The 26,470-nt window shown below is 50.1% G+C and carries 18 protein-coding genes; 6 read left to right on the top strand and 12 right to left on the bottom strand.

Translation table 11 applies throughout. The features are described 5' to 3' along the window. Window positions 1–69 precede the first annotated feature (69 nt). Window positions 70–918, bottom strand: coding sequence for a hypothetical protein (locus tag SH451x_RS05790; protein WP_479361497.1), 849 nt, complete (start codon window positions 916–918; stop codon window positions 70–72). Window positions 919–1,495: 577 nt separating this feature from the next. On the opposite strand from SH451x_RS05790, the gene SH451x_RS05785 reads away from it, so the two are divergent. Together SH451x_RS05785 and uvrB are read left to right on the top strand one after the other, a co-directional pair. After that, entirely contained in the window at window positions 1,496–2,650 is a 1,155-nt protein-coding gene (locus tag SH451x_RS05785) for a helix-turn-helix domain-containing protein (RefSeq protein WP_479361496.1), read from the top strand. A gap of 88 nt (window positions 2,651–2,738) precedes the next feature. Further along, a complete protein-coding gene (gene uvrB, locus SH451x_RS05780) occupies window positions 2,739–4,817 on the top strand; it encodes an excinuclease ABC subunit UvrB (RefSeq protein ID WP_479361495.1) in 2,079 nt (692 codons plus the stop codon). 74 nt (window positions 4,818–4,891) lie between these two features. Here uvrB and SH451x_RS05775 read toward each other — a convergent pair whose 3' ends face one another. The 6 genes from SH451x_RS05775 to SH451x_RS05750 all read right to left on the bottom strand — a co-directional run bounded on the left by SH451x_RS05775 (window position 4,892) and on the right by SH451x_RS05750 (window position 12,818). Beyond that, complete coding sequence (locus SH451x_RS05775) at window positions 4,892–6,523, bottom strand: hypothetical protein (protein WP_479361494.1); 1,632 nt, start codon at window positions 6,521–6,523, stop codon at window positions 4,892–4,894. 21 nt (window positions 6,524–6,544) lie between these two features. Continuing rightward, window positions 6,545–8,074: a secretin GspD/PilQ domain-containing protein gene (locus SH451x_RS05770; protein ID WP_479361493.1), complete on the bottom strand. Its 1,530-nt coding sequence runs from the start codon at window positions 8,072–8,074 to the stop codon at window positions 6,545–6,547. Between the two features lie 309 nt (window positions 8,075–8,383). Beyond that, a complete protein-coding gene (locus SH451x_RS05765; protein ID WP_479361492.1) occupies window positions 8,384–8,911 on the bottom strand; it encodes a hypothetical protein in 528 nt (175 codons plus the stop codon). A 454-nt stretch (window positions 8,912–9,365) separates the two neighbouring features. Further along, on the bottom strand, window positions 9,366–10,724 hold the full coding sequence (locus SH451x_RS05760; protein ID WP_479362887.1) for a sigma-54-dependent transcriptional regulator: 1,359 nt from the start codon (window positions 10,722–10,724) through the stop codon (window positions 9,366–9,368). Window positions 10,725–10,734: 10 nt separating this feature from the next. After that, window positions 10,735–12,402: a sensor histidine kinase gene (locus SH451x_RS05755; protein ID WP_479361491.1), complete on the bottom strand. Its 1,668-nt coding sequence runs from the start codon at window positions 12,400–12,402 to the stop codon at window positions 10,735–10,737. 101 nt (window positions 12,403–12,503) lie between these two features. After that, the gene (locus SH451x_RS05750; RefSeq protein ID WP_479361490.1) at window positions 12,504–12,818 is read right to left on the bottom strand and encodes a DUF202 domain-containing protein; all 315 of its coding nucleotides are present in this window, start codon (window positions 12,816–12,818) and stop codon (window positions 12,504–12,506) included. Between the two features lie 174 nt (window positions 12,819–12,992). Between SH451x_RS05750 and SH451x_RS05745 the strand changes: the two genes are divergently transcribed. Continuing rightward, a complete protein-coding gene (locus SH451x_RS05745) occupies window positions 12,993–14,189 on the top strand; it encodes an LptF/LptG family permease (protein WP_479361489.1) in 1,197 nt (398 codons plus the stop codon). Between the two features lie 3 nt (window positions 14,190–14,192). On the opposite strand, the gene SH451x_RS05740 is transcribed toward SH451x_RS05745, so the two are convergent. Next, window positions 14,193–15,503 carry a PP2C family protein-serine/threonine phosphatase gene (locus SH451x_RS05740; protein ID WP_479361488.1) on the bottom strand — a complete coding sequence of 437 codons (1,311 nt, stop codon included), beginning with the start codon at window positions 15,501–15,503 and terminating at the stop codon, window positions 14,193–14,195. Window positions 15,504–15,755: 252 nt separating this feature from the next. Between SH451x_RS05740 and SH451x_RS05735 the strand changes: the two genes are divergently transcribed. Together SH451x_RS05735 and miaB are read left to right on the top strand one after the other, a co-directional pair. Beyond that, window positions 15,756–16,379: a PEGA domain-containing protein gene (locus tag SH451x_RS05735; RefSeq protein ID WP_479361487.1), complete on the top strand. Its 624-nt coding sequence runs from the start codon at window positions 15,756–15,758 to the stop codon at window positions 16,377–16,379. A gap of 78 nt (window positions 16,380–16,457) precedes the next feature. Continuing rightward, complete coding sequence (gene miaB / locus SH451x_RS05730; RefSeq protein WP_479362886.1) at window positions 16,458–17,930, top strand: tRNA (N6-isopentenyl adenosine(37)-C2)-methylthiotransferase MiaB; 1,473 nt, start codon at window positions 16,458–16,460, stop codon at window positions 17,928–17,930. An 84-nt stretch (window positions 17,931–18,014) separates the two neighbouring features. On the opposite strand, the gene SH451x_RS05725 is transcribed toward miaB, so the two are convergent. After that, window positions 18,015–19,739 (bottom strand): sensor histidine kinase, encoded by a 1,725-nt coding sequence (locus tag SH451x_RS05725; protein WP_479361486.1) that lies wholly within the window; start codon window positions 19,737–19,739, stop codon window positions 18,015–18,017. Between the two features lie 748 nt (window positions 19,740–20,487). On the opposite strand from SH451x_RS05725, the gene SH451x_RS05720 reads away from it, so the two are divergent. Beyond that, complete coding sequence (locus SH451x_RS05720; RefSeq protein WP_479361485.1) at window positions 20,488–21,570, top strand: hypothetical protein; 1,083 nt, start codon at window positions 20,488–20,490, stop codon at window positions 21,568–21,570. A gap of 128 nt (window positions 21,571–21,698) precedes the next feature. Here the strand turns inward: SH451x_RS05720 and SH451x_RS05715 are convergent, their stop codons facing one another. From SH451x_RS05715 to SH451x_RS05705, 3 genes are all read right to left on the bottom strand, one after another. Beyond that, a complete protein-coding gene (locus SH451x_RS05715; protein WP_479361484.1) occupies window positions 21,699–22,823 on the bottom strand; it encodes a hypothetical protein in 1,125 nt (374 codons plus the stop codon). A gap of 931 nt (window positions 22,824–23,754) precedes the next feature. Beyond that, window positions 23,755–24,903 (bottom strand): trans-sulfuration enzyme family protein, encoded by a 1,149-nt coding sequence (locus SH451x_RS05710; protein ID WP_479361483.1) that lies wholly within the window; start codon window positions 24,901–24,903, stop codon window positions 23,755–23,757. 78 nt (window positions 24,904–24,981) lie between these two features. Continuing rightward, a complete protein-coding gene (locus SH451x_RS05705; RefSeq protein ID WP_479361482.1) occupies window positions 24,982–26,241 on the bottom strand; it encodes a trans-sulfuration enzyme family protein in 1,260 nt (419 codons plus the stop codon). Window positions 26,242–26,470: the final 229 nt, after the last annotated feature.

The raw sequence follows: 26,470 nt of genomic DNA, 5'->3' as shown, positions 1-26,470 counted from the left end.
CTGACAATCGGTATCGCCAGCTGCAGTTCTTAATTGACTAGCAGACAAACAAGTTGAATCGACTGCATCTTACAGATTCGACAGTTCGACGTCGATGTTTTCTAAGCTTGCACCCGATTTAGCGTCGACCATAACTTCTGCTTTTGTCGTCGTATTGCCGTCGAAGTAAGCTGCGATTTCCGCCAACACGTCGGTATCTTCAACTTCTTCTACCGGGATGAGGCCAAGGGCGATTCCTTCATTGCCAGCAAGCCTTTCTTCAACATCGATACGCGTTGCAATTTCCGAGAGCAGCTCGCGTGTCTTGCTCAACTGGCTTGAGTCAAGCGACAAGGCTGAACTTGTTTGCGCTACTTGAACCATTGTCATCCGGGCTTCAAGATTTTCAACTTCGACCTCTAATTGACGCTTTGCAGCCAACATTTCATCCAAGTTGTTGCGAGCTGCCATTAACTTTTGTTCACGAGCGATCAAAATCTTCTCCATCTGATCGACCGTGCTTTCTTGCGACTTGAAGGACGCAAAACGGGCGGATAAATCATCACGGACTTGAACGCCACTGTAAGTGCGGCCAGCATAAACATAGTGCGGCTTGCTTTGCGAGAGGTCATCACGCAGTCGAATGATTTGGCTCTTGGCCTTGGTAAGTTTTTCGCGTTTGGACAAAACCTCGGCCTTGAGCTTCTCGATCTCTACTTCCTCGCGGGCAATCACATGCATGTTGCCGGTGATTTCTGGCGTAATATGTTGGATCATATCGCGGCAGCGTTTGATTTCGACTTCGACCGGAATCTGACTTTTTACTTCTTGTCGGATCGAATGAACACCTGTCCGAACATAGCTTGCGACCGAAGAGCCAAGCAGCAGGACACTCGTCCCTCCGATAATCGCAGTACCAATGAAAAGCTTTTTGAGCATTTTCGCCTTCCCCTATTTAAACAACGGCAAACGCTTTAAAAATCCAGGTCGATGGCGAACTCACCACGCTGGAGACCGTTGAAAAGTGACGGTCATAGGGGCTAATTCGCGAGTCCACTTGCGATCTTGGAGTGATTTTTGAAAAACGGACGATCCGTAGACAGTTTTCATAAAGGCGTCGAAATCAACCTAATCGGAAAAACTGTAAGAATTTATAAGGTGACCAATGGCACGTCAGTATTGAGCACTTTGATGGCGATTTTGAAGGTAACCATGCCACGCAAACCCAGTAAAGGCGTAGGCAGCGTCATTGCTGCGAGATAAAGTAGCACACAGCCACCGCGAAATATGTTATGTTCTATTTGGCTCCCTTGACCGAGCACCGAGCATCCATGCACAATGTTAAGATCGACGCCAAAAAGTACGAACTTTCCCCCTTGGCGACTAGAGTAGTGCTAGTACTCTTAATGGGAAGAACTTCAAACGACCTGCAATGATACTTGGCTTATTTAATGGCGGAGCCTAGGGCTTGTGATCGTAGTGTTAAACTCCTCTGCCTCCTCAAGAATGCGAAAATATGCGATATGCGTTTCGTTTAGCTGAATTGCTTGGCCATACCCCAGACCGACGCAAGCGGCCTGGGACAATCAAAGCGATTGTGGAATACACCGGCCTGGATCGTCATCAAGTAGCGGCGCTTCTAAAGAATGAAGCAAAATATATCCCGATCGAGGCTTTGTCGCGTTTGTGCGACTACCTGATCGAGCACGGATATGCTTCCCCCGAAGAACTGCCTGGCGCTTTGTTTGCCGTCAAGCCTGAGAATTTTTGGGAGCTGCTGGCGCGGCGGCGTCGTCTTGAAATTTGCGTGGGCGTTCGCAAGCCACCCGATGATGACAAAGCCGACACAGCTTGGATTGTCGCTAGTGACATGGTTCTCGCCGGCGAGGTGCTCAATGGCGTCTCAACTCTGGGCGGAACGGCAAAGGCAATATCTGCTGAAGCAAGCGGTAAAGTTCGAGAATTGCCAACGGGTTTAGAAAACCTCAAGCAGTCGCTCGTCTGGAGTCCGGGAACAATGTCCGACGCCGTCGTTCAAGAGAGCGCCAAGTCGGTCTTTGAAACGTTTGGCGAAGTTGACGGCGATAAAGCTTTTGTGTGCCTTGGCAGTATGAAAAGCAATCCTGCCGTTGACCTTGTTATCGGTTCGGCATTCGGTTGCGAACCGTTTGTACCGCAAGACAATGTGGAAAAGGCCACCGATCGAAGCGTTCCATTCTTCCTGCGATACCGCGAAAACGATCCGCATCCGCCGTCTGCATGCGCGGGTATGCAACTAAGTAAGAATGAAAAAGCAGATCAACCTGGGCTCTACTATGAAGACGCCAAAGGACAGTGGCAGTACGCTGGCGGGGGCACTCGCAGCCAAGACGCTGCTTTAGTGTTCTACATCTATCGCGAATCGCTTGGTCGATTAGAGATGATTTTCAGCGGCTTTTCGGGTAGAGCTACTCGTTTGCTGGCACGTACGCTGGCGCATCAAGCGGAAGTGTTCTGGCCGCCAATCTACGACGAGAACTACCTTCAAATTGGTGCTTACATAGTTCAGTACGAAGCGGCTGATGAAACCGATTCGCCGGAAGATATCCTGCGCACTGATTTGTTAGCCGAATTTAAAGTGTTGCCACTCCCTGGCGAAGCAATTACGCGTCGATTAAATCGCGTTTCTTAAAAACCGCTCGACTCTTTCAACGGCGAGTTCCGACTGGACTCGCCGTGCCTACTTCGGAAGTGTAAGCGTTGAACAAGGAGGAGTCTAAATGAGCAAGCAGTTCCAGATCGATAGTCGCTTTCAACCGGCAGGCGACCAACCTCAAGCGATCGAAGCCCTCGTCAACGGTATTCGCCAAGGTCGGCGTTATCAAACACTGATGGGGGTTACTGGTAGTGGTAAGACGTTTACGATGGCGAACGTTGTCGCCGCTGTGCAGAAACCAACTCTCGTGCTGAGCCATAACAAGACACTGGCAGCGCAGCTCTATGCTGAATTCAAAGAGTTCTTTCCGCATAACGCCGTTCATTACTTTGTAAGCTATTACGACTACTATCAGCCGGAAGCGTACATTCCGCAGCGTGATATTTACATTGAAAAAGATGCGTCGATCAACGAAGAGATCGACCGTTTGCGACTTGCCGCAACCAGCGCTTTGGTGTCACGCCCTGATGTATTGATCGTTGCTAGCGTTTCGTGCATTTACGGGTTAGGCTCTCCAGCCGATTACAAGAAGATGGTCGTGCCGTTGGCTGTCGGTGAACGCGTCGAACGTGACGATATCCTACTAAAGCTGATCGAGATTCAGTACGAGCGGAACGATATTGCATTTGAGCGAAGTCGATTCCGTGTCCGCGGCGACACATTGGAAATCTGGCCTAGTTACGAAGAATTCGCTTACCGTATCGAAATGTGGGGCAGCGAAATTGAATCGATCGCGATTATCAACCCCGTGAGCGGCCAGTCGGTGGAGAACGTTCGCGACATAGCGATCTATCCTGCAAAACACTTTGTGACTCCTGAAGATCGTCTGATGAATGCCATAGCGATCATACGAAAAGAGCTGGAAGAACAGCTCGAAAAATTCAAATCGGAAGGCAAGCTACTAGAAGCTCAACGATTGAACGCGCGTGTCAGATTTGATATGGAAATGCTTCAGGAAGTTGGGCACTGCCCAGGTGTAGAAAACTACTCGCGACCACTTTCTGGTAAGGCTCCTGGCGCTACCCCTGACACTCTTTACGATTTCTTCCCGGATGATTTCCTGCTGCTTGTCGACGAGTCGCATGTGACGACGCCGCAAATCAAAGCGATGTACGCCGGCGACCGCAGTCGCAAGACAACTCTTGTTGACCATGGCTTTCGTTTACCTTGTGCGCTCGACAATCGGCCGATGAAATTTGAAGAGTGGGAAACAAAGATCAACCAAGCAATCTTCGTATCTGCCACGCCCGCCACCTATGAACTTGAAAAAAGCGAAGGCGAAGTCGTCGAACAGATTATTCGTCCAACTGGCTTGCTGGACCCGATCATCGAAGTGGTGCCTGCACGCGGTCAAGTCGTGCATCTTCTGCAACAGATTCGCGAGCGGACCGCGATGGGAGACCGCGTGTTGGTAACAGCGCTGACCAAACGACTTGCGGAAGACCTATCGGCGTTTCTGTCGGACAACGATGTTAAGTGTCGCTGGCTGCACAGCGAACTGGACGCTTTTGAACGCGTTGCTCTACTCAAAGATTTGCGTGAAGGGCGCTGTGATGTGCTAGTCGGTGTCAACTTGCTCCGCGAAGGGCTCGATTTGCCCGAAGTTTCCATGGTCGCGATTCTAGACGCCGACAAGGAAGGATTTCTGCGCAGCGAGACCTCGCTGGTCCAGACGATCGGTCGTGCCGCTCGAAACGTCAATTCGAAGGTAATCCTGTACGCTGACACGATCACTGAATCGATGCGAAACGCCATCGAAGAAACGGATCGTCGACGTCGGCGACAAGAGGAATACAACAAAGAACACGGAATTACACCACAAACTGTGCGGCGAAATATTACTGCGGGCATTCAAGCTGCCGCAGACGTGCGAAAGAAAGTTCGTGAACTGGTGAGAAAAGAAGTTCCCGGAGAAATTATCACCGAGGAGTTTATTAAGAACCTTGAAGAGGAAATGCTGCATGCCGCAGAAACGCTTGAATTCGAGCGTGCCGCTTCGCTGCGTGACAGAATCCTGCGATACAAGGACATGATTGGGCAGCCTTTAGAACAAGACGCTGACGAGGAGCGATCGCACGTAGGTCGTCAACGCAAAAAAGGTAAACCGTCAGCTGGTCGTCGCGTCCCCAAACCACGTGGCTAACACGAAACTAGCTAAGAATGGCGTTGCAGGCCCCCAGTGTTTGCCGAGCCATAGTTCAACGAAACTCCTCAATCTCATTGTCCGTTCTTGATCAATTTTCCAGAGACGGCGTCATTGCCTACTTGAATTAATTGTCGGGTCTTTACTGGTTCGCCATCGGTGTAAACCTCACAGTAGATCTCGTAATTGCCGGGCCCCAGCTGTTGCAGTAGGGGAAAATCCAATTCGAGTTCTGAGTTCGGTTTGATCCAGCGTCCAAAGCCAGCCATCATTGTCCAACGCTGACCTGCTTCCGAGAGTATCACGAGTTTTGCATCGACCGGGTGATGCGATTCACCTTCGTTGTAAAGCGTAGTGCGAAAGCCAGGCTTGTCGGCATCATGCACCCAACGCAATATGTCCAACCGCATTTTGGCAGGTGGCAATTTGTCGAATAAGATGGCGAGAGGAACTTCACCTTTACGATCAAAATCCTCTTTGTCGATGCGACTGGCGACATCGATTTTTCCGTAGATAAATTTGACGGGTGATTCGCGGTTGCTGCGGAGTGTGGCAGAAATCTTGCGCCTGCTATTGGGGGCAAGCGTAAACGACGATGGTTGGATCATCATGTCGTTGATAGGGTTGCCGTTCCCGTCGCTAGCCTCAAGCGTAAGCGTCTGAGCTTTATCGCTCGAGTTGATGAACTCCAACGTTGCCCGTCGCTGACCACCTCGCGCTTGCGAAAGTTCCACTTGGCCAGGCGACAAATAAAGTCGATCTCCCACCATCGCAGTTTTAACTTCTTGAGCTGGAAAATCTAGCGAATTGACAACAACTGGAAATGTTTTTCTCTGAATAATTCGATTGTTAACAATCAGTTCTATATCCACTTTGTATTCGCCGCTTGGAACAGCCTGTTCAACAAGCGAACCCATGCGCACCGCCGATTTTGGAAACAACCGACCAATCGTACGCGAATCGTCGGTCAGCGACTCTCGGACTGGCATGGCAAGGCTAAGACGCTTGAATGACCGATCACTAGGTGAATTGTAAAGCCGTGCGTTCATTGAAAACTCGAAAGCCGATTGCGTATCGTTGCTGACAATAGCAATAAGTTTTGGCAAGCCATCGACGGCAGCCAGTCGAACTTCATTAATCTTCAACGCCGTGGCAGCTTCTCCCGGAACACCCTCAACGTTCAAATCGACGCGAACAATGTATTGTGTAACGAAACGTATTCCGGCTTTTGTTTCGTTCGCCTTCGTATTCGAATTCGCCAGTGGATCTTCCTGTCCAATTTCCCGAATCATAATTCCAAGCGAATAGAAATCGGTATTTCCGCTTGGGACTTTGACCAACCCTTCAATGAAATAAGGAGTATCTCGCTGAATCCTAACACGTCCTTGCGTCGAAAGTTGCAGTATTTGCTGGTCCGTGTTGCCTTCTACATGCAAAACTTTACCATCGAGGTCCTGACGCAACATAATCGGCAGTATTTCCAGATCAGCGTCACGACTTGATGATTCGACTTTGAAGCGAAACGGAATGACTTCACCGCGCCTGCCGGAGTATCTTTGAACAAGCGGTTCAACGTGGAAAGTTGGCTTGAAAGTGTCCTGCACTTTGATTGACATTTGAGAATTCTGCGCGAAAACTTTTTCAACGCACTGCACACTCAGCAAAACGTAGAACGCTAAGACGTTCAACAGCACCAGTGACTTCATTGCATTCCTTTGCATTTTGCGTTATTCGCAGACTTCCAGCGCGACGATTTTCGGAGAGATGAAGATCGCTACTTCCGCTTCTTGTTCTTGCTGCTCGATTGTTCGAAAAAGATTACCGACAACTGGCAGGCTTCCGAAGAACGGGACTCGGTTGACTCGGTCAACCGTTTGCCGTTGCACCAATCCACCGATCACAATCGTTTGCCCATCATTGACGTCAACATTCGTCGTCACAGTTCGACGATTGATAATTGGATAGGGACTGAGCGAAAGATTACTCGCAGTTTCGTTCGAGCGTATATCTTCACTGACTTCGGCTTTGCTAATCTGGACCGAAACGCGGTTTCCGCGAATGCGCGGCGTGATATCAAGCGAGATGCCCGCTTCAACCTTCTGTACATCTTGACGAAAAAGTACGTTCGAGTTGGAGGGTTGCAGGCTAAAGAAAGTCTCGCGGGCAATGGATATGGTTGCCTTTTCGTTGTCCTTCGTGGTTACTCGTGGTGCAGCACGAATAGAAACGTAACCTTCTTGAGCTAACAGTTTGATAAAGGCGCTCGTTACTGCAAAATCTGAGAATGCATTTCCAGCGCTCTGCGGGCTTCCCTTACCAGAGAATGTCAGACCGCTGAGACCAAAATTCAAGGACTCAAGCCCATCAACTTGTGCTACATGATTCCAGTCTACGCCAAAACGAAAACCGCGATCAGGAGCGCTAACACATACGATCGCTTCTAGTTCGACTTGCTGAACAGGCTGGTCGAGCTCTCGAAGTCGGGTAAGTATTTCTTCGCTTGCCACTTTCGGGGCATCAATTACGACTAGGTTTCGATTGTCAGAAACTTGGTAAAACTGCGACATGCGAGGCGGCAGCAATGCCAGCAACTCGGTTGCCTTATGAAATCGCGGCGCGTAAGTCGTTCGAAAGCTAACGTAGCGAAACAGCGGCGAATCTGGGTCTGGTGGCGCTATAATGTAGCTGCCATCGTGAACTGCATACTCAAGGCCCAGTGGCATGAGAATTTTCTGTAGCGCCTGGTCAAAGGGCTCATTTTGAATGTGGGCCGAAGTAACACCGCCAATGCTATCGTCGATGACTACGGATTTGTCAGAATATGCTGCGAGAATCTGGATCGCTTCGCGAATGTCGGTTTGTTCGAAAAGCTCGGAGATGAGCTTGCTGTCCGGCAGTGCCTGCTGAAAACTGGCTGAAGCAACTTTGGATGAACCGTTGCTTGCAACATCTGAAATTGAACGCGATACGCTTGTGTCGCCAAGATCGATCGGTATGAACTCGTCGGAGAGCATTTCTGAATGCTGCTCGTACGGACCTAATTGCTCGAAACTCTCCATCTCATTGAGTGGAACTTCGTCGCACGAAAGCAGTTCTGCGTTATGATCGTGCGATGCCTTGACCGCTTCTCTATATAATTCGTCTACACTTTGGCGGCGAATATCGCGAGGCGCAGCGCAGCCGCTAACGACGAAGGCCGTTAAGCACACTTGCGTCACCCATACTCGCGTAAGTCGGATCAATGTACAGTCCACCACGATCGAACCCCATTGGCTCAGATCGAAGAGCAAGCTACGGTAGAATTTCTAGTTTCCCAGTGAAACTTTAATAAACCTTGCCGGTACTGTGCGGATATACATTCCAAATGCGGCAGCCCGCAAGAGTGATCTTCGGAATACCGTAACGCCGAGGAAAGAGACCTCTAGAAAACCAGAAACGGCCTTGCCTGCGAATCCCCCTTCGCACGCAACGCCGTTTTGGCAAGCGTCGTTAAACGCTCAGTTATATTTGCTGTTTTGCCGAAGCCACGCAGCTTTACAGCATGCTAGCCGGTAGTTACAAGCGAACTAATTCGCAACGACTGTACCAACAACCGTCATCGCGTAGTCACCAGCAGCAAACACACCGTATTCATCAGTGATAAAGGTAACGACCAAATCAAAGGTCGCATTGCCGGCGTCGTCCGATTCAGCAACCACCGAGGCCGTTTCATCGGTACCAACGTAGTCGGTTTGGTCGGTCGCTGTCGTAACGCTCCACGTGCCCGGTCCCGACGAAGTGTTCAAAGCTAAATCAAGTTTAGCATCACGCTTGTAGCCACTATCAGTTGTGTGAACGAACGCTGTCGATGTTGAAAAAGTGACAGTCACACCCGTAGCAGAGTTAGCTGAGACTTCCCAGTTTTGAGTTCCGAAGACTTGAGCGTCATCGGTTTCGTCGTGAGTTAAAGTCTGAGCTACTGGTGCAACGATCGTAAGCGTTTCTGGAACGGTTACGGTGTGCGATTGTGAATCCGTGTCAGCTGCATTGGCCAAGCTTCCAAAGGTTAGGCATGCAAGGCTGGAAAGAACAAAGCAAATCTTTTGGATTTTCATATTCGAAAACTCCCGGTCAATCCTGATACAAGAACAAATGTGGCTTCGATAAGTTTGCGATGATCAACACGTGTTGCTCATCGGCGATGCGAAACCATAAGGCAGGACTTGCAATTGGCAAAAGGATTTCGGGAAAACGAAATCGCAAATATAGAAACAGCCCCTACAATCAATACAACCAGAGCTATGTGTAAAACCGCAGGCGTTTTACTGTAAGGCTGAACGGTTGTATTCGTTACCGAGAGCTGACTAAGAGTTTGAAGTGGGAATGCTTTTCGGACTTGCTATTGAAACAGTTCCTCGATTGAGACATGCAACTTCGAAAGTCGTCGACCTTGTACGGTCAGCGACGTCTGACAAAACCTAACACTGTTCTAAGTATTTGAAAGGACGCTTGCGCCCTTTTGCAGTCGTTGGCATCATTTGCACACAGGAAAACTTAAGGTCCCGTGGCTCAGGCGGCTTTACGAAGCGACAGTTCATTTTGATTCAATTTGTTGTACAGCGTTTTCAGGCTGATTCCTAACTCATCAGCCGCTGCGGCTTTATTGCCCGAATGGCGTTCGACTGCTTCCAAGATCGCAATGACCTCCAACTCCTTGAGGCTCATTGGGCTCGAGGTCCGAAGCTCTTTTCTCAAACGGCGATCGCTAAAGTGACGAGGCAAATGTTGCGGCAAGATCGGCAGTCCATCGCACAGAATCGTGGCGTGCTCAATCACGTTCGCCATTTCCCGAACGTTTCCCGGCCACTGATGCGCTTTCATGATGTCGAGCGTTTCGTCTGCAAAGATCGGATCCTTGTCAGCGTTTTCCGGATGAAATCTCAGATAAATGTGCCGTGCGAGAAGCTGGACGTCTTCGATTCTCTCGCGCAGCGCTGGTACTGAAATCTCGAACGCATTGACGCGAAACATAAGGTCTTCCCGGAACGTTCCTTGCTCGACCATTTCTTCCAAGTTCCGGTGCGTCGCACAAACAACGCGCACGTCGACGCGCAAAGTTTGATTGTCTCCGATTCTGCGCACATCGCCACTTTCCAAGACTCTCAGCAACTTCGCTTGCATGGAAAGCGGTAGTTCGCCGATCTCGTCAAGAAAAATTGTTCCGCCCCGCGCTGTCTCAAAGAGCCCCTCGCGATCCACATCGGCTCCAGTGAAAGCTCCCTTGCGATGCCCGAACAACTCGCTTTCGATCAGATTCTCTGGCAGAGCGCCACAATTGATCGCCACGAAAGCTTTGTCGCGCCGCAAAGACTGATCATGGAGTGCACGAGCGACAAGTTCCTTTCCGCAACCGGTTTCACCACGAATCAACACGGTCGAGCTAGTGGGAGCAACCTTGGCTATGAGCTTGTGCACGTTCTTCATGCTTTGGTGATCACCGATCAGCCGCGGCCCTGTCGCGTTGTCGTTCGGAGATGCTTTTTGCAACGCTATATATTGTCGTCGCAATTGACGGCGTGCTGCGATCTGGCTGAGCAACTGCTCTAGTTCACTCAGTTTGCATGGTTTTGATAGATAGTCGACGACACCGAAACGCAACGCGGCAATCGCCGATTCTAACGATTGCTTGCCAGTGAGCACGATTGCTTCAGTGGCAGGCGAGATCGTGTGCGCGCGCCGGATGACTTCGATACCATTCATGCCCGGCATATCCAAATCAACTAGGACGCAATCAAATGTATCCTTTTGCAATGCTGCTACCGCAGTATGGCCGTCAGGGCAAACGGTGACGCGATGGCCCATTTGCGGAAGTTCCATACGCATCAATTCTTGAAGCGATTTTTCGTCATCTGCGAACAGGATCGACAGGCTTTTCTCGTCAAGCGGCTGCGACACTGTTTTTTTGTTGTAAGGACTCATGCTCAATTTTTGCTGCTATGGTAGGAATTTGAACTTCAAACTTTGAACCTAGATTCTCGCCGCGAGAAGAAGCGAGAATTCGCCCTCCGTGATCGGCAATAATTCGGCTGGTAATAGGTAGCCCCAGCCCTGTCCCGCGTCCATCGCGTCGCCGCGTAAAGAACGGCTCGAACAGATGGTCACGGACCTCTTCAGTCATCCCGCAACCGTTATCTTCAATCGTCAAGTGAACCCATTTCTGGCCTGTCTGGACCGAAACGGTTACCTTCTGGTCTTCGCGTTCGGTCAGCATTGCATCCAGCGAATTAGTAAGCAAGTTCAACACGACTTGCTTCATTTCTTGCGGCGATGCCCACGCAATTGCTTCCTCTGCGTGTTCAAAATCAATGCGACAATTGCGATACTGGCCAAGGTGCCGTACAAGTTCGATAACGTCCTTTACAACTTCAACCATATCGGTCGCTTGCTTGCGTTCCGCTTGACTAAGGCGCGAGAAATCGAGCAGCCGTTCGGTAATACCCTTACAACGAAATGCTTCGTCTTGAATCCGACGCAAATACGTTTTCAGCGTTTCAAGCTCAGGCATCTCTTCGCCAGTTTGCTGGGTAATCGGATGCAAGATTTTGTGAAGCCGTGATTCGAGCGCTTCTGCGCTCCAGGCAATCGAAGCGAGCGGATTGTTGATCTCGTGCGCAACCCCTGCGGCTAAAAAGCCGACGCTTGCAAGTTGTTCGTTACGTATCACTTCACGCGATCGTTCCATCACTTCCTGATTCAGGTCGTTTTGGATACGCAAGAATTTTTCAGTTCCACGATTGATTACCGAAGCAAGCTCTGCAATCTCGTCGTTCGATTCAATATCGATTTTGTGATCGAATACTCCCGAAGCGACCATCCGCGCACCTTCAAGCAACCGCTTGAACGGGCGAATCACTGCCAGTCTCGCATAAACAATCAGCCCAGTGAGCAAGCAAGCGGCGATTGCAAAACTCAACCACATCAGCGCAATGATTACGCGGTACTGCGAGCGAACTTTCTCGCGGAAACTCGCCATCCTTTTCTGCAGCAGAGTTGGCAAGCGATGAACTTCGTCAGACAACTCCCCAAGATCATGCAACTGCATTGATGCGGTTGTTGGGTCCATCATGAGACTGTCGCCACGATCACGCTTCGTAATAATGTCCAGCCGCCGCTGAATCGACTTAACCAGTTCTTTCTCTTCAGCGTTTTCAGCTAGGTACGGATTCTCGATAGGCGTCGACTGAAGTCGCGACTGATACCGGCTGAGCGTTTCTCGGGCCGACTGCAATGCTAGGCTGTACTGCATTCGTTCCGCCCACTTGTCGGTCGGCGGGAAGATCTCGGCCACGACCACGTGTTCGTTATGCAGTTGACGGAAGGCGAATCGCAAATCGTCGACTTGTCGCGTCAGATCTGTTGTGATTGGGATTTCGGCCGCGCGATGACTTAACGTCGCTGCCAAATCGCGGTACGAATAGACACCGCGAAACCCCGTGTAGCCTAAAATTGCGACGACAATACCCAGCACGATCGTACCGATCAGCAGTTTCTTGCGAATCGTTCGACGATTGTCGTTGATCTTGGACTTTGCCGTATCGTTGGACATGGCTAGCCGATGCCGCTAGGTATTGTTGTGCTGATTAGGGAATTCATCACGTCAGAACGTGTGCTACCGTCTCTAACAAAACAGGCCCAGCCAGCAACAGATCAGTTCGCTGGTAGCTGAGGAGTTCCGTCTGGAGTACTGACGGGAACGGCGATCTGTCGCAAACGATTTGCTATCGAGATAAAACGATAGATCCCGCCGACAAAGATCAGAATTGCCAGAGTACAAAGCGCAATTCCTAGTGATAGCAATGCGGCATCGTTCGGAAATAGTTGCAAAAGCGTCGCCCCGGCAGCCCCAAAACCCAAAGCAGTACGTAAATATGCTAGCAATGTTCGTTCGTTCGCCAGCACCGTACGATCGCGCGCTAGCAAATCACGAAGTATCAGTTGATCGGAAGAAAATTTCGAATACATGTTGTTCGTGTACCTAGAGTTCCAAAGTTTACTTTTGCCATCAGGCCCGCCGCATAAATTCATGCGAGCCTCACACGACGTCAACGCTCTTGCGACATTGGGATCAAATGCTCTAGAACTAACCGTCATTACAGCAGCCTGATCTTATACGTTCGCGAACATCAAAGCAAAAGTATGTGGCCTCGACAATTCTCCCGCTACATTCTCAGCGAAGTAATTATCCTCTCCACGATTACGTTGCTCGCTCTGACGACTGTCATTATGTTGGGCGTCGTCATGCACCAAGTCATCGCAGAAGGGCTTGGTCTACCTGCATTTATCAAGATGCTGCCCTATGCGACGTTGGTCTCGCTGCAATTTGCAACGCCCAGCACGCTGCTGTTCGCGGTTTGTAGCGTCTACGGAAGAATGTCGGCAGACAATGAGATCATCGCCGTCAAAGGCGCGGGCGTGCATCCCTTTCGAGCTATTACTCCAATCTATATATTTGCCCTCATTTTGAGTCCGATGGTGGTGCTCTTGATCGATGTCGCCGTTTCATGGGGACAACCTGGCTTGAAGCGAGTCGCCTTACATTCGCTCGAAGAAATCGTCTACGGCTACCTCAAGACCAACGGCTCGTACGGGTCCAACAGTGGCTTGCTAATTCACGTCGAAGATGTTCAAGACCGTTGGCTTATTCATCCAACAATCATGATTAATGGCGGAGCCGAAACGAACACGATTGTTGCTGAAAAAGCTTCGATCAGCCTGAATGAAGAGAACGAGACGCTCTCAATTGAACTTGTAAACTGGGAATCCGACAGCGGAAGTCGTTGGCAACTGGATGGTGGTGACGATTCCATTCGGCTAGAACTACCGCTCGAAAAAGCTGCCCGAAAGGGCGGTTCAGGTTCGCAAAGCATCGGGCAAATCGCACTGAGCGACATGCCGGTGGCGCGGGCCGATCTACAACGGGAGGCGCAATTGCATGAGCAAGCGCTGTTGTCTCGCAACTCGGTCGCCATGCTTTCCGGACGATTTGCATTGCTCGAAGACGGCATCAACCACGACCATAATTTCTATATTGGCGATGTAGCCAAGCGTCAGGCGAGACTGAAAATGGAGCCCTGGCGTAGATGGGCGTTGGGATTCAGCTGTTTCAGCTTCGTCTTTATGGGAGTGCCGCTGGCAATCATCAAAAAATCAGCCGACTACTGGACCAGCTTCGGTGTCTGCTTCCTGCCGGTCCTTATTCTTTACTACCCGCTGTTTGCGTTGGGGGTAGACCGAGCGAAGAACGGCATCTGGCCCGCTTACACACCCTTTCTAGCAAACCTTGTGATGATCGTTGTCGGCTGCTTTTTGCTGCGTAAAGTTTATCGATCGTAGGGTCTATGTCCGCAGCGGACCAGTATCTTCGTCAGGCTTTAAACGCGGAATTTGACTAACAATCTCGCTGACCTTGAGAGCATAACATCGTATTGCCTTCTGAAAGTCGCGATTCTTCAAAGCGACGTTGGCTTCACTTTGTTCGTCATCCAAAATCGACCAATCCAAATTCCAATTATTTTCTGTCGCCGCCTCACGCAAACCTTGCAATGTTCCTGCAAGCCCATCGGCCATCGTTTTGTCAGGTCGACAATTGAATCGTCGATAAGGCCCTTTGCCATATCGACCGTGATAGTCGCTGGACCGATTCCGATTGCTCATCATCTGAACAATGCCCGCAAGCAACGCCAAGGCAGCTAAGGCAGTGCTGATGATTGCCAACGACGCTTGGTCAAGCAGCAATAGAAAGATTGCAGCCAGCGCGCAAATGGCACAGGTGATACCAAATGCTAAGGAAAACCGGATCGGCTCATGGCTGCGCATTTCACTGGCTAGCGCGGTCGGATTGGACGCAATACAATCGTTGACCACTTCGGCCACAACTGCCGTGATGTTGTCGGGACCCCCGCGTAAGTTGGCTAGATCGATCAAAACTTTTGTCGCTTCGTCCGGACTTAGCAACGACATGATCACGCCGATTTCCTCGTCCGACAACTGCCCCGTCAATCCGTCGGAACAGAGTAAGAACTTGTCCCCGATTCGCAGCGGAAAGGGGCCTTCCAAGTCGATCAGCACTGACGCATTGGGACCTAAAGATCGCGTAATCACATTTTTGGGAATGACAGACGCGCTCAACGCCTCTTCGCTCAGATCGCCCGACGCCTGCATCTCCCACACCAAGGAGTGATCAAATGTCAACTGCTCGAGCACAGCGTCACGAAGCCGGTAGACACGCGAATCCCCCACGTGTGCACAGACGGCTCCCTCGGGAAGCATCATCAAAGTGCTAACCGTGGTCCCCATGTTACGAAATTCAAAGTTCGCTTGCCCGCGCCGAAAGATCTCATTATTTGCATCGATCACCGCGCGATGCAAACGTTCAACGGCCAGGCCTTCCTTTTGCTTTCCAAAGTGATGCGGAATGCCTTCGGTCGCCATCTTGCTGGCCTTTTCGCCCGCCGCATGAGCGCCCATGCCGTCGGCGACGATCAGCAGGTGACCATTCTTGCGCCAGTTTTGCTGCCCGTCACTCATTACGCCTACGTACGAATCTTGATTGGTACGTCGGCGCATACCAATGTTAGTCAACGCCGATACGCGAACGGCTTGTGCGTAGATATCGTCGCTTTGATAGATCGATAAATGCTTCGACAATGCTGCACTTCTCACCGAGACGCCAATTCGACTGCGAAGCGAACTCGGTTGCTAAGAATGGAAATCTGGGGCAAATAGGAAACGATTCGGCGAGGTTTTAACCCGTTCCAAGGTGGATTTACAACTATACACCATCCAATTGCCCTAGGCTTGGGACTAAGGGAAATTCTATACAGGATTCTGACGAACTCATTACTCAGTCGTGGCCAGTTTTGACCTCCGATCGAAACGCAGTCCAACCTGTCCCATCGCATGAAGAATCAAAACATCACGCTCCTGCTGATTGGAACCTTGTGCCTGACAAGTCTAACCGGTTGCGTTCGCCGCCGATTAACTGTGCGCACAAGTCCGCCGGGTGCAATGGTGTATGTCGATCGCCAACCGATCGGAATGACGCCTGTTTCTACTAATTTTACCTACTACGGTACGCGTCACTTCGAAATTGTCAAAGACGGTTACCGCACCGAAAAATTCCTGCGACGTTTTAACCCACCTTGGTACGAATTTCCCGGCGTCGCGTTCGTAAGTGAGACGCTTTGGCCATTTGAAAAACGCGATGAACGCGTCGTGGACGTCCAGATGTCGGTCGATCCCGTCGTCGCAACCGAAGCGATCATCGCAAGTGGACAAGAGCTGCGCGACCAATCGCGAATGGGTGTGGCCATTACTTCGCCTCCACCTCTGGCGCCTTTGGGAGCCCCTATTACCGTACCCTCGACCAGCCCGAGCGACTTTCCGACTAACAATGGTCTAATAAACGCCGACCCGACCAATCCTGATAACTCAAGTCCCTTCACTTTCCCGATCCCCAATCGAATACCGGCGACCGAAGTTACGCCGGGCGGATCGTTCCGACCTGTCGAAGGCTACCAGTAGAAGACAACTCGTTATCATCGCCGCCGCCGCAATTTTTGCTGCTTTCACAGTCGCCGATTTGCCGGTAGAATCGGCATGATGAACAACGAATTCTCAAACAACGATAGCCAAAGCCTGCCAGCCAAACATCTTTACATCGAAACGGTCGGATGTCAGATGAACGTGCTCGATAGCGAGATGGTTGTGGCTGCGCTGCGCAAAAAGGGCTACGAGCTCACATCGGACCCAGCGCTGGCCGACACGATCCTGTTCAACACGTGCAGTGTTCGGGAGCACGCCGAAGAGAAAGCTTACAACAATCTCTATCGCCTCAAGCAACTGAAGCTGGCGAACCCCGAGAAAATCATCGGCGTGATGGGCTGCATGGCTCAGAAGGATCAACGACAAGTCTTTGAGCGTGCGCCGTTTGTCGATCTCGTTGTTGGGCCCGGCCAGTTGCATCGCATTCCAGAACTGATGGAAAGCGTCGGCCGCGGCGAAGGCCAGCAACTTGCCGTCAGTCTTTCACGCAAAGATGGCTCGCAAGAAGACATCCGCCGCAGTCATGAGACATTCGATCCGCTGCGAGATCCGCAAATGCGGCCAACACCTTTTCAAGCGTACTTGCGCATTCAGATCGGTTGCGACAAGTTCTGCACGTATTGCATCGTGCCAATGACACGCGGGCCAGAACAAGGGCGTGCACCTGATGAGATCATTGCGGAAGCTCATGAGCTCGCTCGTCAAGGTTGCAAAGAGATTGTGCTCTTAGGCCAGACGGTGAACTCCTACCGTTATCGCCAAGGCGACAAGACGACGCGCTTGGCCGACTTGATCGAGCGTTTGCATCCTATCAACGGGATCGAGCGGATCAAATTCGTTACGAACTATCCCAAGGATATGACATCAGAACTGTTGCGGACTGTTCGAGATTTACCTAAATGCTCGCCATACTTACATGTGCCAGCGCAAAGCGGCAGCGATGCCGTGCTTCAGCGGATGAAGCGTGGTTATACGACGGCTGAATATTATGACATGATGGATCGGATTCGTGACATCATGCCAGACGCTTCCGTAGCAAGCGACTTCATCGTTGGCTTCTGTGGCGAAACCGAGGATGATTTCCAACAAACGATGGACATGATCGAGCGTTGCCGATTCAAGAATTCATTCATCTTCCAATATAGCGTTAGGCCCGGAACCAAGGCTGCGGGTTTGTTGCCCGACGACGTCCCTGAAGAGGTCAAGCATGACCGGAACCATCGTCTGTTGGAGGTCCAGAACCGCGTCAGCTTGGAAGAGAACATGCGTTTTCTTGGCCAAACGGTCGAAGTACTGGTCGAAGGTCCCAGCAAATATTCGATCCGCAAGAAAGAGGAAGGCCCAGTCCGCCAGATGACCGGCCGGACTCCGTGCGATCGAATTGTTGTGTGGTCAGGAAACGAGCGTCAAGCTGGCGAGTTGCTTCCAGTTGCGATCCATGACGTATCTGCCTTTACAATGTTCGGCTCAGTTGTAACTATCGACAGTACACCAGAGCTCGTCCCCTTAACACTCAGCCGGAGTGTTTGAGCCGAAATTGGTCTAACGATGTGCTCTTAAGCGGCAAGAGCCAGAGCGGCTCGCGCGGCTTCTGTTCGCACAGCTCCGATCACACTATTTGGTTGCGGCGCGAAGCGTGAACCAGAAAGTAGCCCCCTCATTCGTTCTGCAGTACACACCGACCGTGCCGCCCTGTTTCTCGACAAGCCGTCGGACTATCGATAGGCCAAAACCGCGAAGGGGTCCTCCATCACAAAGCTCCTTTGGCTCAACACGAAATAGAGATGACTGCTGTTCGGGATCGATGCCCAATCCATTGTCCGTCACCACGAACTTTATGAAGTCCCCCTCGAATTCGTATCCGATCCTAATGCAAATCTTATCTTGATTTCCATGCTCAACGGCATTGTTTAATAGATTATTGAAGATGACGTCGATGAGTGCCGCCTTGCCGAGTACCATTGGCCAGTGTTCATCGCCGCATATCTCGATTTTCGCGTCCTTCCTCGTAATCCCAACGCGTTCCACTGCAGCGAGGACCAACTTCTTGACATCCACTACATCGTTGGTCTGTTTCTCACCGTGATCTAAACGACCGACCAACAAGAGATCGCTGATGATAGAATTCATAGTATTTGCAGCCCTTAGAATTTCTTGATGAATCTCATCACTCTGTGCATCTCGAGTTCTCAAACTAAGCACTTCGCAGTAAGTGATAATCGCAGACAAAGGATTCTTCAGATCGTGGGCGACCGTAGTCGAATAGGCGTGAAGGTCATCGATGAGCTCATATAGTCGAGTTTGATCACGGCATACCAGCAGAGAACCTTGACCAATTCCGCTTGCGAGCGAAACCACTTGTATGTCGAGAATCTGGCGCGGAGCAGACTCCCTGACTACCATTTGATACTTTCCAGACTTAGGAGCTAGTACGAAGGGACGCAATTCTGATTCTTCGTTAAGCATTTTATCTAGCCTACGATTCAGAACGCTCGACGTCGTTTTGCCTTTCGGAAGTTGCGTTGATAACAGGTTGAGTCCATTTGAGTTAGCTTCTGTTAAATATCGATGGTGGTCGAACGCCAAGATTGAATCTGGGATCGTATTCAAAAGTGCATTAAGCAGCACCGGAGTGGAACGCATAAATCCGTGCTTGAACAGAGCTATGGCCAGAATCGACACTGTCACAGGCATCGCAAATACTGATTTATCGAGCGTCGGGAGTCCTAGCACTCCGTAGCCGTTGAGGAATGCGAATAAAGTCAAGAAAGCGACGCCTCCCACGAGTAAGAGTATTTGTCGTCGGCCGTGGGGAGCAACGTGGTAAATATAGATTGCCAAGACACACATGCCGAACAGACTGCACACAAGCGGAAAGTAGAAAAAGAAGTCGTACCACGGGCCAGTCACTCGCGTTACCGGATGCCAAAGCCATCTGTGTGGTTCAAACTTAAGTTCTGCAAATATTTTATGCTGCAGCGGAGACCACATGAGGATGGCTAGCCCACCAGCGACGACCGACGTCGCGACTACGGCGAGTCGTCCCCAGAGCTGCGAATCGCAACGTGCATAGTGGAGGCAAAAAGAAACCCAACAAGCACTCGCCGCACAGATGGCCGTTGTTCTGACATTTGCAAACCAAAATCGACACCATTGCTCCGTGGGTCCCAATAGCTCAAGCACATCCGCTATAGACCAAACGGAAAGACAGGCCACAAATTGTATGAACCGCGAAGATGCATGGTGGGAACTCAGTGCGAAGATGGCAAACCCGAGCAGGATGAGCAGGATCGTCGAAGTACTACCGAAGAACAGATACGCATTCAAGAAATCAAACATTGGCTTTTCGTTCGTCGGTAAATTTTTAGCCTCTTGATCAGATGGACGCATAGCAGGATGCAAGTTCAATCGTTATCCGAACATTTTAGCCTGTGTCTAACCACAAGCTATTCTGCCTAGTGAAAACACGATAAAAATTCAAACCGACTGAGAGATGGAGCGATTGCCTTGGAAAAGCTCACAACACTGCAGTATTAAATCGAGCGATCAGACACGATGACACACAAGGTTTGAGGTTGAGCTTAGCCACTGAAGAAACTGAGACGGCTGGGCATCATCGTTAGTGGGGCCGACATAATGACAAAAGAATGATTCATAATCCATTCTTCTGCCTTAATTCTTTTTGCCAACTGAGCTCACGTGAGGTTGAGCTGTTCTGTCCGAGAGTCAGGCCGGTGCGAAAAGATCTGGAAAACTTCTGATGATTGGCTCCACCGCCAATTCGCGAACCGCCGCCCGTCCTCTTATTTCTACCTAGCATTATGCACGAGCAATCCTAGGGGAAGAACATAGGTTTCCACTGAAATGACTTCTGGAATCAAGCCATTCACAAAGCCATAGTTGACTCAAGCGTAACGATTTATCGACCGCAACGACACGGTAGAGCAACTTTGGATTTCTCCTCGCGAGGAAGACCTTAATATGCGCTGTCAAAACGCTCAGTGTCGAACGCTCGAATTGCTGATCGACTTTATGGTACAATATGCTCTTCGCGTTCAGCGTCAATTTGCGTTTCGGAGATCTTTTTGTGTCATTCTGGGACTTGCATTATCGTTGTATTTTCTTGTGCTGTTTCTTTCTGATTGGGCTTGAGCCGGTCTTTTCTTCAGATCCACTCATCCCAGCCGATGTTATTGCCGCTCATCAGCAGTTGAAGCGTTACAGGGAAAGCATTAGCGGCCAAATAAAGCGTTATCGAACAGAGAAGATAGTTACGTTGCTTGATGTGAATAATTTCTCAGAAGCATTCACTGACGAAGAATTGCTCGTTACCGGACACTTCTGGAGGGATCGCAATTTTTTCCGAACCGACTTTATTTCTTTGGCGCAATCCAAGGTAAGTCCGTACGTCCAGTCATATGGGATAGACTTTACAGCTAACAAGACTTTTTTCTATACACCAATGCTGATGGACCCTACCAGGGCGGTGCTTTCGGTCGAAGATTTCCACAAGGAAAACGGCGTTCAGATCTCGGTTGAAGTAGACTACTTGAGAGCTATTGAATCCCTCTGGAAATTGAACGGCGAATCAATCGCCGATTTACTGCAGCGTCCTGGCACAACTCTGGAATCGGTCGAAAGCGATGGCGTAAGCAATGCTATTTTGTTGAAGGTTTTTTATGACGACAACGCTGAATCGTCAATCATTCTCGATCCCGCAAGAAACTTTGCTGTCAGGATCGCCCGTTCTGTGACAAAAATTGGCAACTATCAAGTAAAGCAGAATGTTCAGATTGAGTTGGCGGATGTCCCTGCCATCCTTCCGGCGAGCGTTTTCGAGACGGTGGAGATCAATGCCTCTGGCGTAGGGTCATACTCCACTTTCACAACTTTTGACTGGGCAGTGGATCAGGAGCAAAAGGAAAAGTTTAGTGCAGGTTTGTCCGAAGATTCTTTTCGTGACTTGAAACGTGACATCGAGGTTTATCGAAAAGAGCGTCAGGATATAGTCGATCCACCGACGAATATTTCCATAGCCGAAAAAATTCGCCGAAGCTTTGAGCAGTTCAGTCTATCTTTCCTCTTTAATTCAACCGTGGTCGCATTGGGGATGCTCGCGGCTTTGGCCTGCGGACTGATGCTTGTTATCCGAAAACCACGGCATAGCTGACAACCGGAACATGAAGCTAATTCCAGTGACGCAATTCACTTAAAAACTGACGTTCCGCGAGCTTTTACTTCTGACCCTGCTAATCCTGCTCCCTCTTCGTCGCTGCTTTTTGAACCTAAGCCAGGGAACTAGTCCCGACTCTTTTCATTCTCGTGGCGTAGACGCATCACGATCTTGAGCGTGGATCGTAACTTGTACTGGTAATACACGATTGCGCCGGTTAGACCACATGCGAGTGAAAGGGCTATGGTGCGCCATGATATAAAACGTCCACTCGGATTATTATCAATCGTGTGTTCTGACATGCTTTGATTAACCAAGAACGGATCAAAATGCCGCATTCTGATTGTAAACAATTGCTCGTTCTGAAACCTGTCGGCTAGAAGCGGCTGATGGTACGCAGCGATCTTCCAATAGCGCTTCGTTGAATCAACCGGCAAAATATCTAACTCGCTCAACTCGAACCGTTTATGTCCGTCGATTTCTATAAAGACGCCACCAGATTTTTCAAATCCGGGGAGGCTTCGATTTAAGGTAAAAACTCCTGCTTTTTCTTCATCCGGAGCAAGTATTTGCATTTTTTGCAGCCAGGGTTCGTCAAACTGGAGAACGAATCCTTTCGAAAGCAACTGATTGGCAAGATACTCGCCGCTATCGTAGTCGTAACCTTCGCTGGTGTTTTCCAGCACCACTTTGTCGTGGACATGAATTCGCGTTGTTGAAGTCCTCAGCAAAAGTTTTGGAGCAAATTCTAGATTTAGAATTCCGTCGTTAAAATCCTTGTAAAAGAAATCACGGTTGCAACGGAACCCGTCATGCATCGCAAACTTTTCGAAACAGCGCGCGCTCTGAAGCACGGTAGCAAGGATCGCTTCGTGTTGATTTCTATTCACTTTCCACTTGCTTCTGCCATGCTTTTCACGAACCCAGTTTATGGTTAAGACATCTAGTTTTGCTTCAAAGAAAACGCCAGCAATTGTGACATCGGTTAGCTCTATCTGAGATTCACTGTGGTCGCGAGAAATCTTTTCGAATTCACTTTGAGCAGTAAACTCGCATTCGAAAAGCAACTCGATTTCCTTCGCAATAATGTCATCCAACTTTAAATCTTGATAGAACAGTTGCTCCGCCCCATCTCCCGATGCGAGGATGATGTCATCGCCACTCTGAATGCATACGACTCCTTGCCAGGCAATTGCCGCGTTGACTTGAACCGAGACGCTATGCAGCAAAACGAAACAGAATAGCAACATTATGCATAAGCATTTTTCTCTTAAACTACTACACGTTCGCACGATAAGCTCCTTCATATTTCCTACCCAAGCTGAGAAAAATGAGACGACTGAGGAATGTAGGACGGCGGTAAAATTGACGAGTGTCTGATCATTTGTCATTTGACCAGCCTCTCCCTATTTCTCGGCCACTCAACACGGCTCATCGTGAATAAGAGTCCAACCTCTTTGCCACCTCGACCGTTCTAAGACCGCCAGCAAAAAGTTGTCCTCGTTAGCTCAAGTACAAGTGAAGGCTAGCTACTTTTCAACGTAAGGTTCAGTAACATGCTGAATCGAGTTAAGTGAACGGTCAATCCGCGGTGGCGTAATGATCTTGGCAAAAAATTTCGTTGAACAATTACTTCTCTAAACGGCGAAACTGCAGCCGAGCAGTCATTCTAGCAAAAAACCAATCCGATGCACTCAGCCCCAAGTGATGAATTTTAAGAACTTAGCCTCGCAGTGGGCACACAGAAAATCGCTCGGCCTGCTCTCGGCGTTTTTATTTTGGACAACAGGAATACTCAAGGGCAATTGAAGTGCATTTGTCCGTTGCTACGCTGCCGAACCACGCATCCCGCTTCCCGAATCTTTGTGCCACTCTGGCATTCCAATTCAGAGACGGACGAGCATCATCGTCAGTTGGTCCGAAAAAATGAGAATGGGCAAGTGAATGTTACACGATCCATTCCTTTGGCTTCATTCTTCTGCCAGCAGAGTTCGCGCGGTGATAAGCGATGCTATCGGAGACGCGGCACTATGCGAATCGACCTTGGAAAGAACTTCTATTGTTCGAAGCCATCGCCGACCTGTGTATGTGGTCCATCCCATTCGTTTTAATTCTAAGGTCGGAAATTCAATTGTTCAACTCGACCGCCAAACGATGAAAAGTTGACCGCCCCATTCCTACTTAGCTATAGCTTCCAATTGCTTGATCAAGGTCTTCGATAAGATCTTCAGGATGCTCTAAACCAACGGATATGCGAATAAGTGAATCGGTGATCCCAAAGGCAGCGCGGGCTGCGGGATCGTAGCTCGCATGCGACATCGATGCCGGTTGCTCAATTAGCGACTCCACAGCGCCCAGACTGACGGCTAAGCCAAAGAGTTTAGTTGATTCGCAGACTTGCTTCGTTGCTTTTAAATCGCCATCAATCTCAAACGATATCATGCCACCGCAGCCATTGGGCATCTGCTCATGCGCAAGCTCGTATTGAGGATGCGAAGGCAGGGCCGGGTACAAAACACGCTTGACTTTGGAATGCGATTCCAAAAACCGAGCTACCTCTAGCGCATTCTTGCAATGCTCGCGCATACGCAATGAAAGTGTTTTCAAGCCGCGCGACAGTAGAAAACTTTCCAACGGGGACAATACCGCGCCGGTTGCGTTCTGTACAAAATAAAGTTTGTCTGCAAGCTCTTTGTCCTTGGCCACCAGAACACCTGCCAAGCAATCGCTATGACCGCCAAGGTACTTTGTTCCAGAGTGCATAACGATATCAGCGCCCATTTCCAACGGTCGCAGTAACGCGGGAGTCGTAAACGTACTATCAATCCCAAACAAACAGTTGTGCTTCTGAGCTATTTGGGATATCGCAGGAATATCGGGAATTGTCATCCGCGGGTTCCCAATCGTTTCAGTCCAGATCATCCGCGTTTTGGAAGTGATAGCGTCTTCGATCTGAGTTACGTCGGTTCCATCAACTAACGTGACGTCAATGCCGCTGCGATTGCAGATCTTGTGTAGCAGTCGATAGCTGCCGCCGTAGATATCGCTGCTAGCAACCAAATGATCACCAGTGGAAAGCAACATCGTCGCGCAGTGAGTCGCTGCCATTCCCGATGCAAACGCCAGCGCGCGAACTCCACCTTCGAGGTCTGCTAACGTCTTTTCAACGGCAGCGCGTGTCGGAGATCCGCTGCGCGCGTAGTCGAATTCGCCCCACGTCCCAGCGCCAGGCTGAATAAACGTCGTTGCCAAATGGATTGGCGTAACAACAGCTCCGGTCCGAGCGTCCGGTTCGTTCCCCACATGGATTGCGCGCGTCTCAAACTTCATAGCTCAGCCAACTAACAACAGATAAAGAAAATAGTTTGGTGCCGCTTTTCGCACAGGAAAAGCGTCTTGCTTGGAAGCTTAGCCTTCGAGGGCTGCTTCCAAATCTGCAATTAGATCCGCAGTGTCTTCAATCCCACACGCCAGCCGAATCATATTGTCGGGAATACCAAATCGTGCACGCTGATCCGCCGGGTAGCTAAAATAACTCATAACATACGGTTGCTCAATCAGCGACTCGACGCCTCCGAGCGACGGGCCGATGCGTGGAATTTTGCAACGATCGACAACGTCCGCTGTTGCACGCCAGTCTGCATCCTTGACCACAAAGGTAACTAAGCCGCCGAAGCCACGCATATACTTCTTGGCGATCTCATGTGTCGGATGCGTTTCCAAGCCAGGGTAGTAGACATGTTCTACACGAGGATGCTTCGCCAAAAAGTGGGCGATCTCCATCCCATTGCGGTTATGCTGCTCCATTCGCAACGCGAACGTCTTCAGCCCTCGCTCGAGAAGATACATGTTATGCGGCGAATTGACCGATCCCATAATCCCACGCAAATTGCGCACAGATTCAAGTTTCTCTTTGGAGCCAACGATTGATCCTGCCAGCAAGTCGTTGTGACCGCCTAGGTACTTTGTCGCTGAATGCCAGACATAATCGACGCCCAGATCGAGCGGCTTGAGATTGTAAGGCGTCGCCAGCGTGGCATCGATCAAGGTTTCGACTTTCTTTCGACGCCCGATGTCCGCAAATCGTTCGATGTCAATGCACGTCAGATGCGGATTGGTCGGCGATTCGCTGATAATCATTTTCGTCCGCGAGTTGATGGCGGCTTCCATCGCGTCGTAGTCACCCGTGCGCACTTGATGCGTTATGACGCCAAAACGCGACAGATGTTTGCCGCAAAATTCGCGACTCCGGTGATAACATTCATCAAAGAAAACGATCTCGTCGCCCGAATTCAGCTTGCTCATAAACAAGCCGACGACCGCCGCCATACCGCTGGAGAAGATCACAGCATCTTCCCCATTGTCGATAGCGGCCAGCTTTCGTTCGCACACTCGCTCGTTAGGATTCCCGTAGCGACCGTACTCTTCGCGAGCCTGACCTTGCTCGATGAAATCAATGACGGATTGTGTCGAGGTGAAGGTGTAAGTGCTAGTGCAACAGATTGGATCAGTGATTGCGTCGGCGTTCTTCTGCCTCGCTTCACCGGCATGGACACTCTGAGTACTACGGCCCAATGGCGTACTGGGGCCCGATGACGAAGATGAAGCTGACGTCCCAGCTGTTGCGGATGTGGTCGATGGATCTGTCTCGGTCGGTTTCGTTTTCATCGCGTTAAACCAAAAGGCGGCACGTGGCAATCAATAAAAGTTGAGCCTGTATGCGAGAAAGGCGGAACCGCCGTTGCAGAGCCAGCGTAAATGGTCCAAGCTTGAAACGCTTTGAATTCATTCATCGACGCGGAGAATTATCTGTATCTTTTCAGGCCAAACGCGGCAGGGATACAGTACAATTCGTGTAGGCTCTTTAGCAGTGTTGGCTGCAAGCGGCCGCAAATCC

The sequence above is a fragment of the Njordella aestuarii genome (assembly GCF_056494165.1).
Note: the sequence above shows the minus strand (reverse complement) of the source record. Positions and strands in the feature narration are given on the sequence as shown.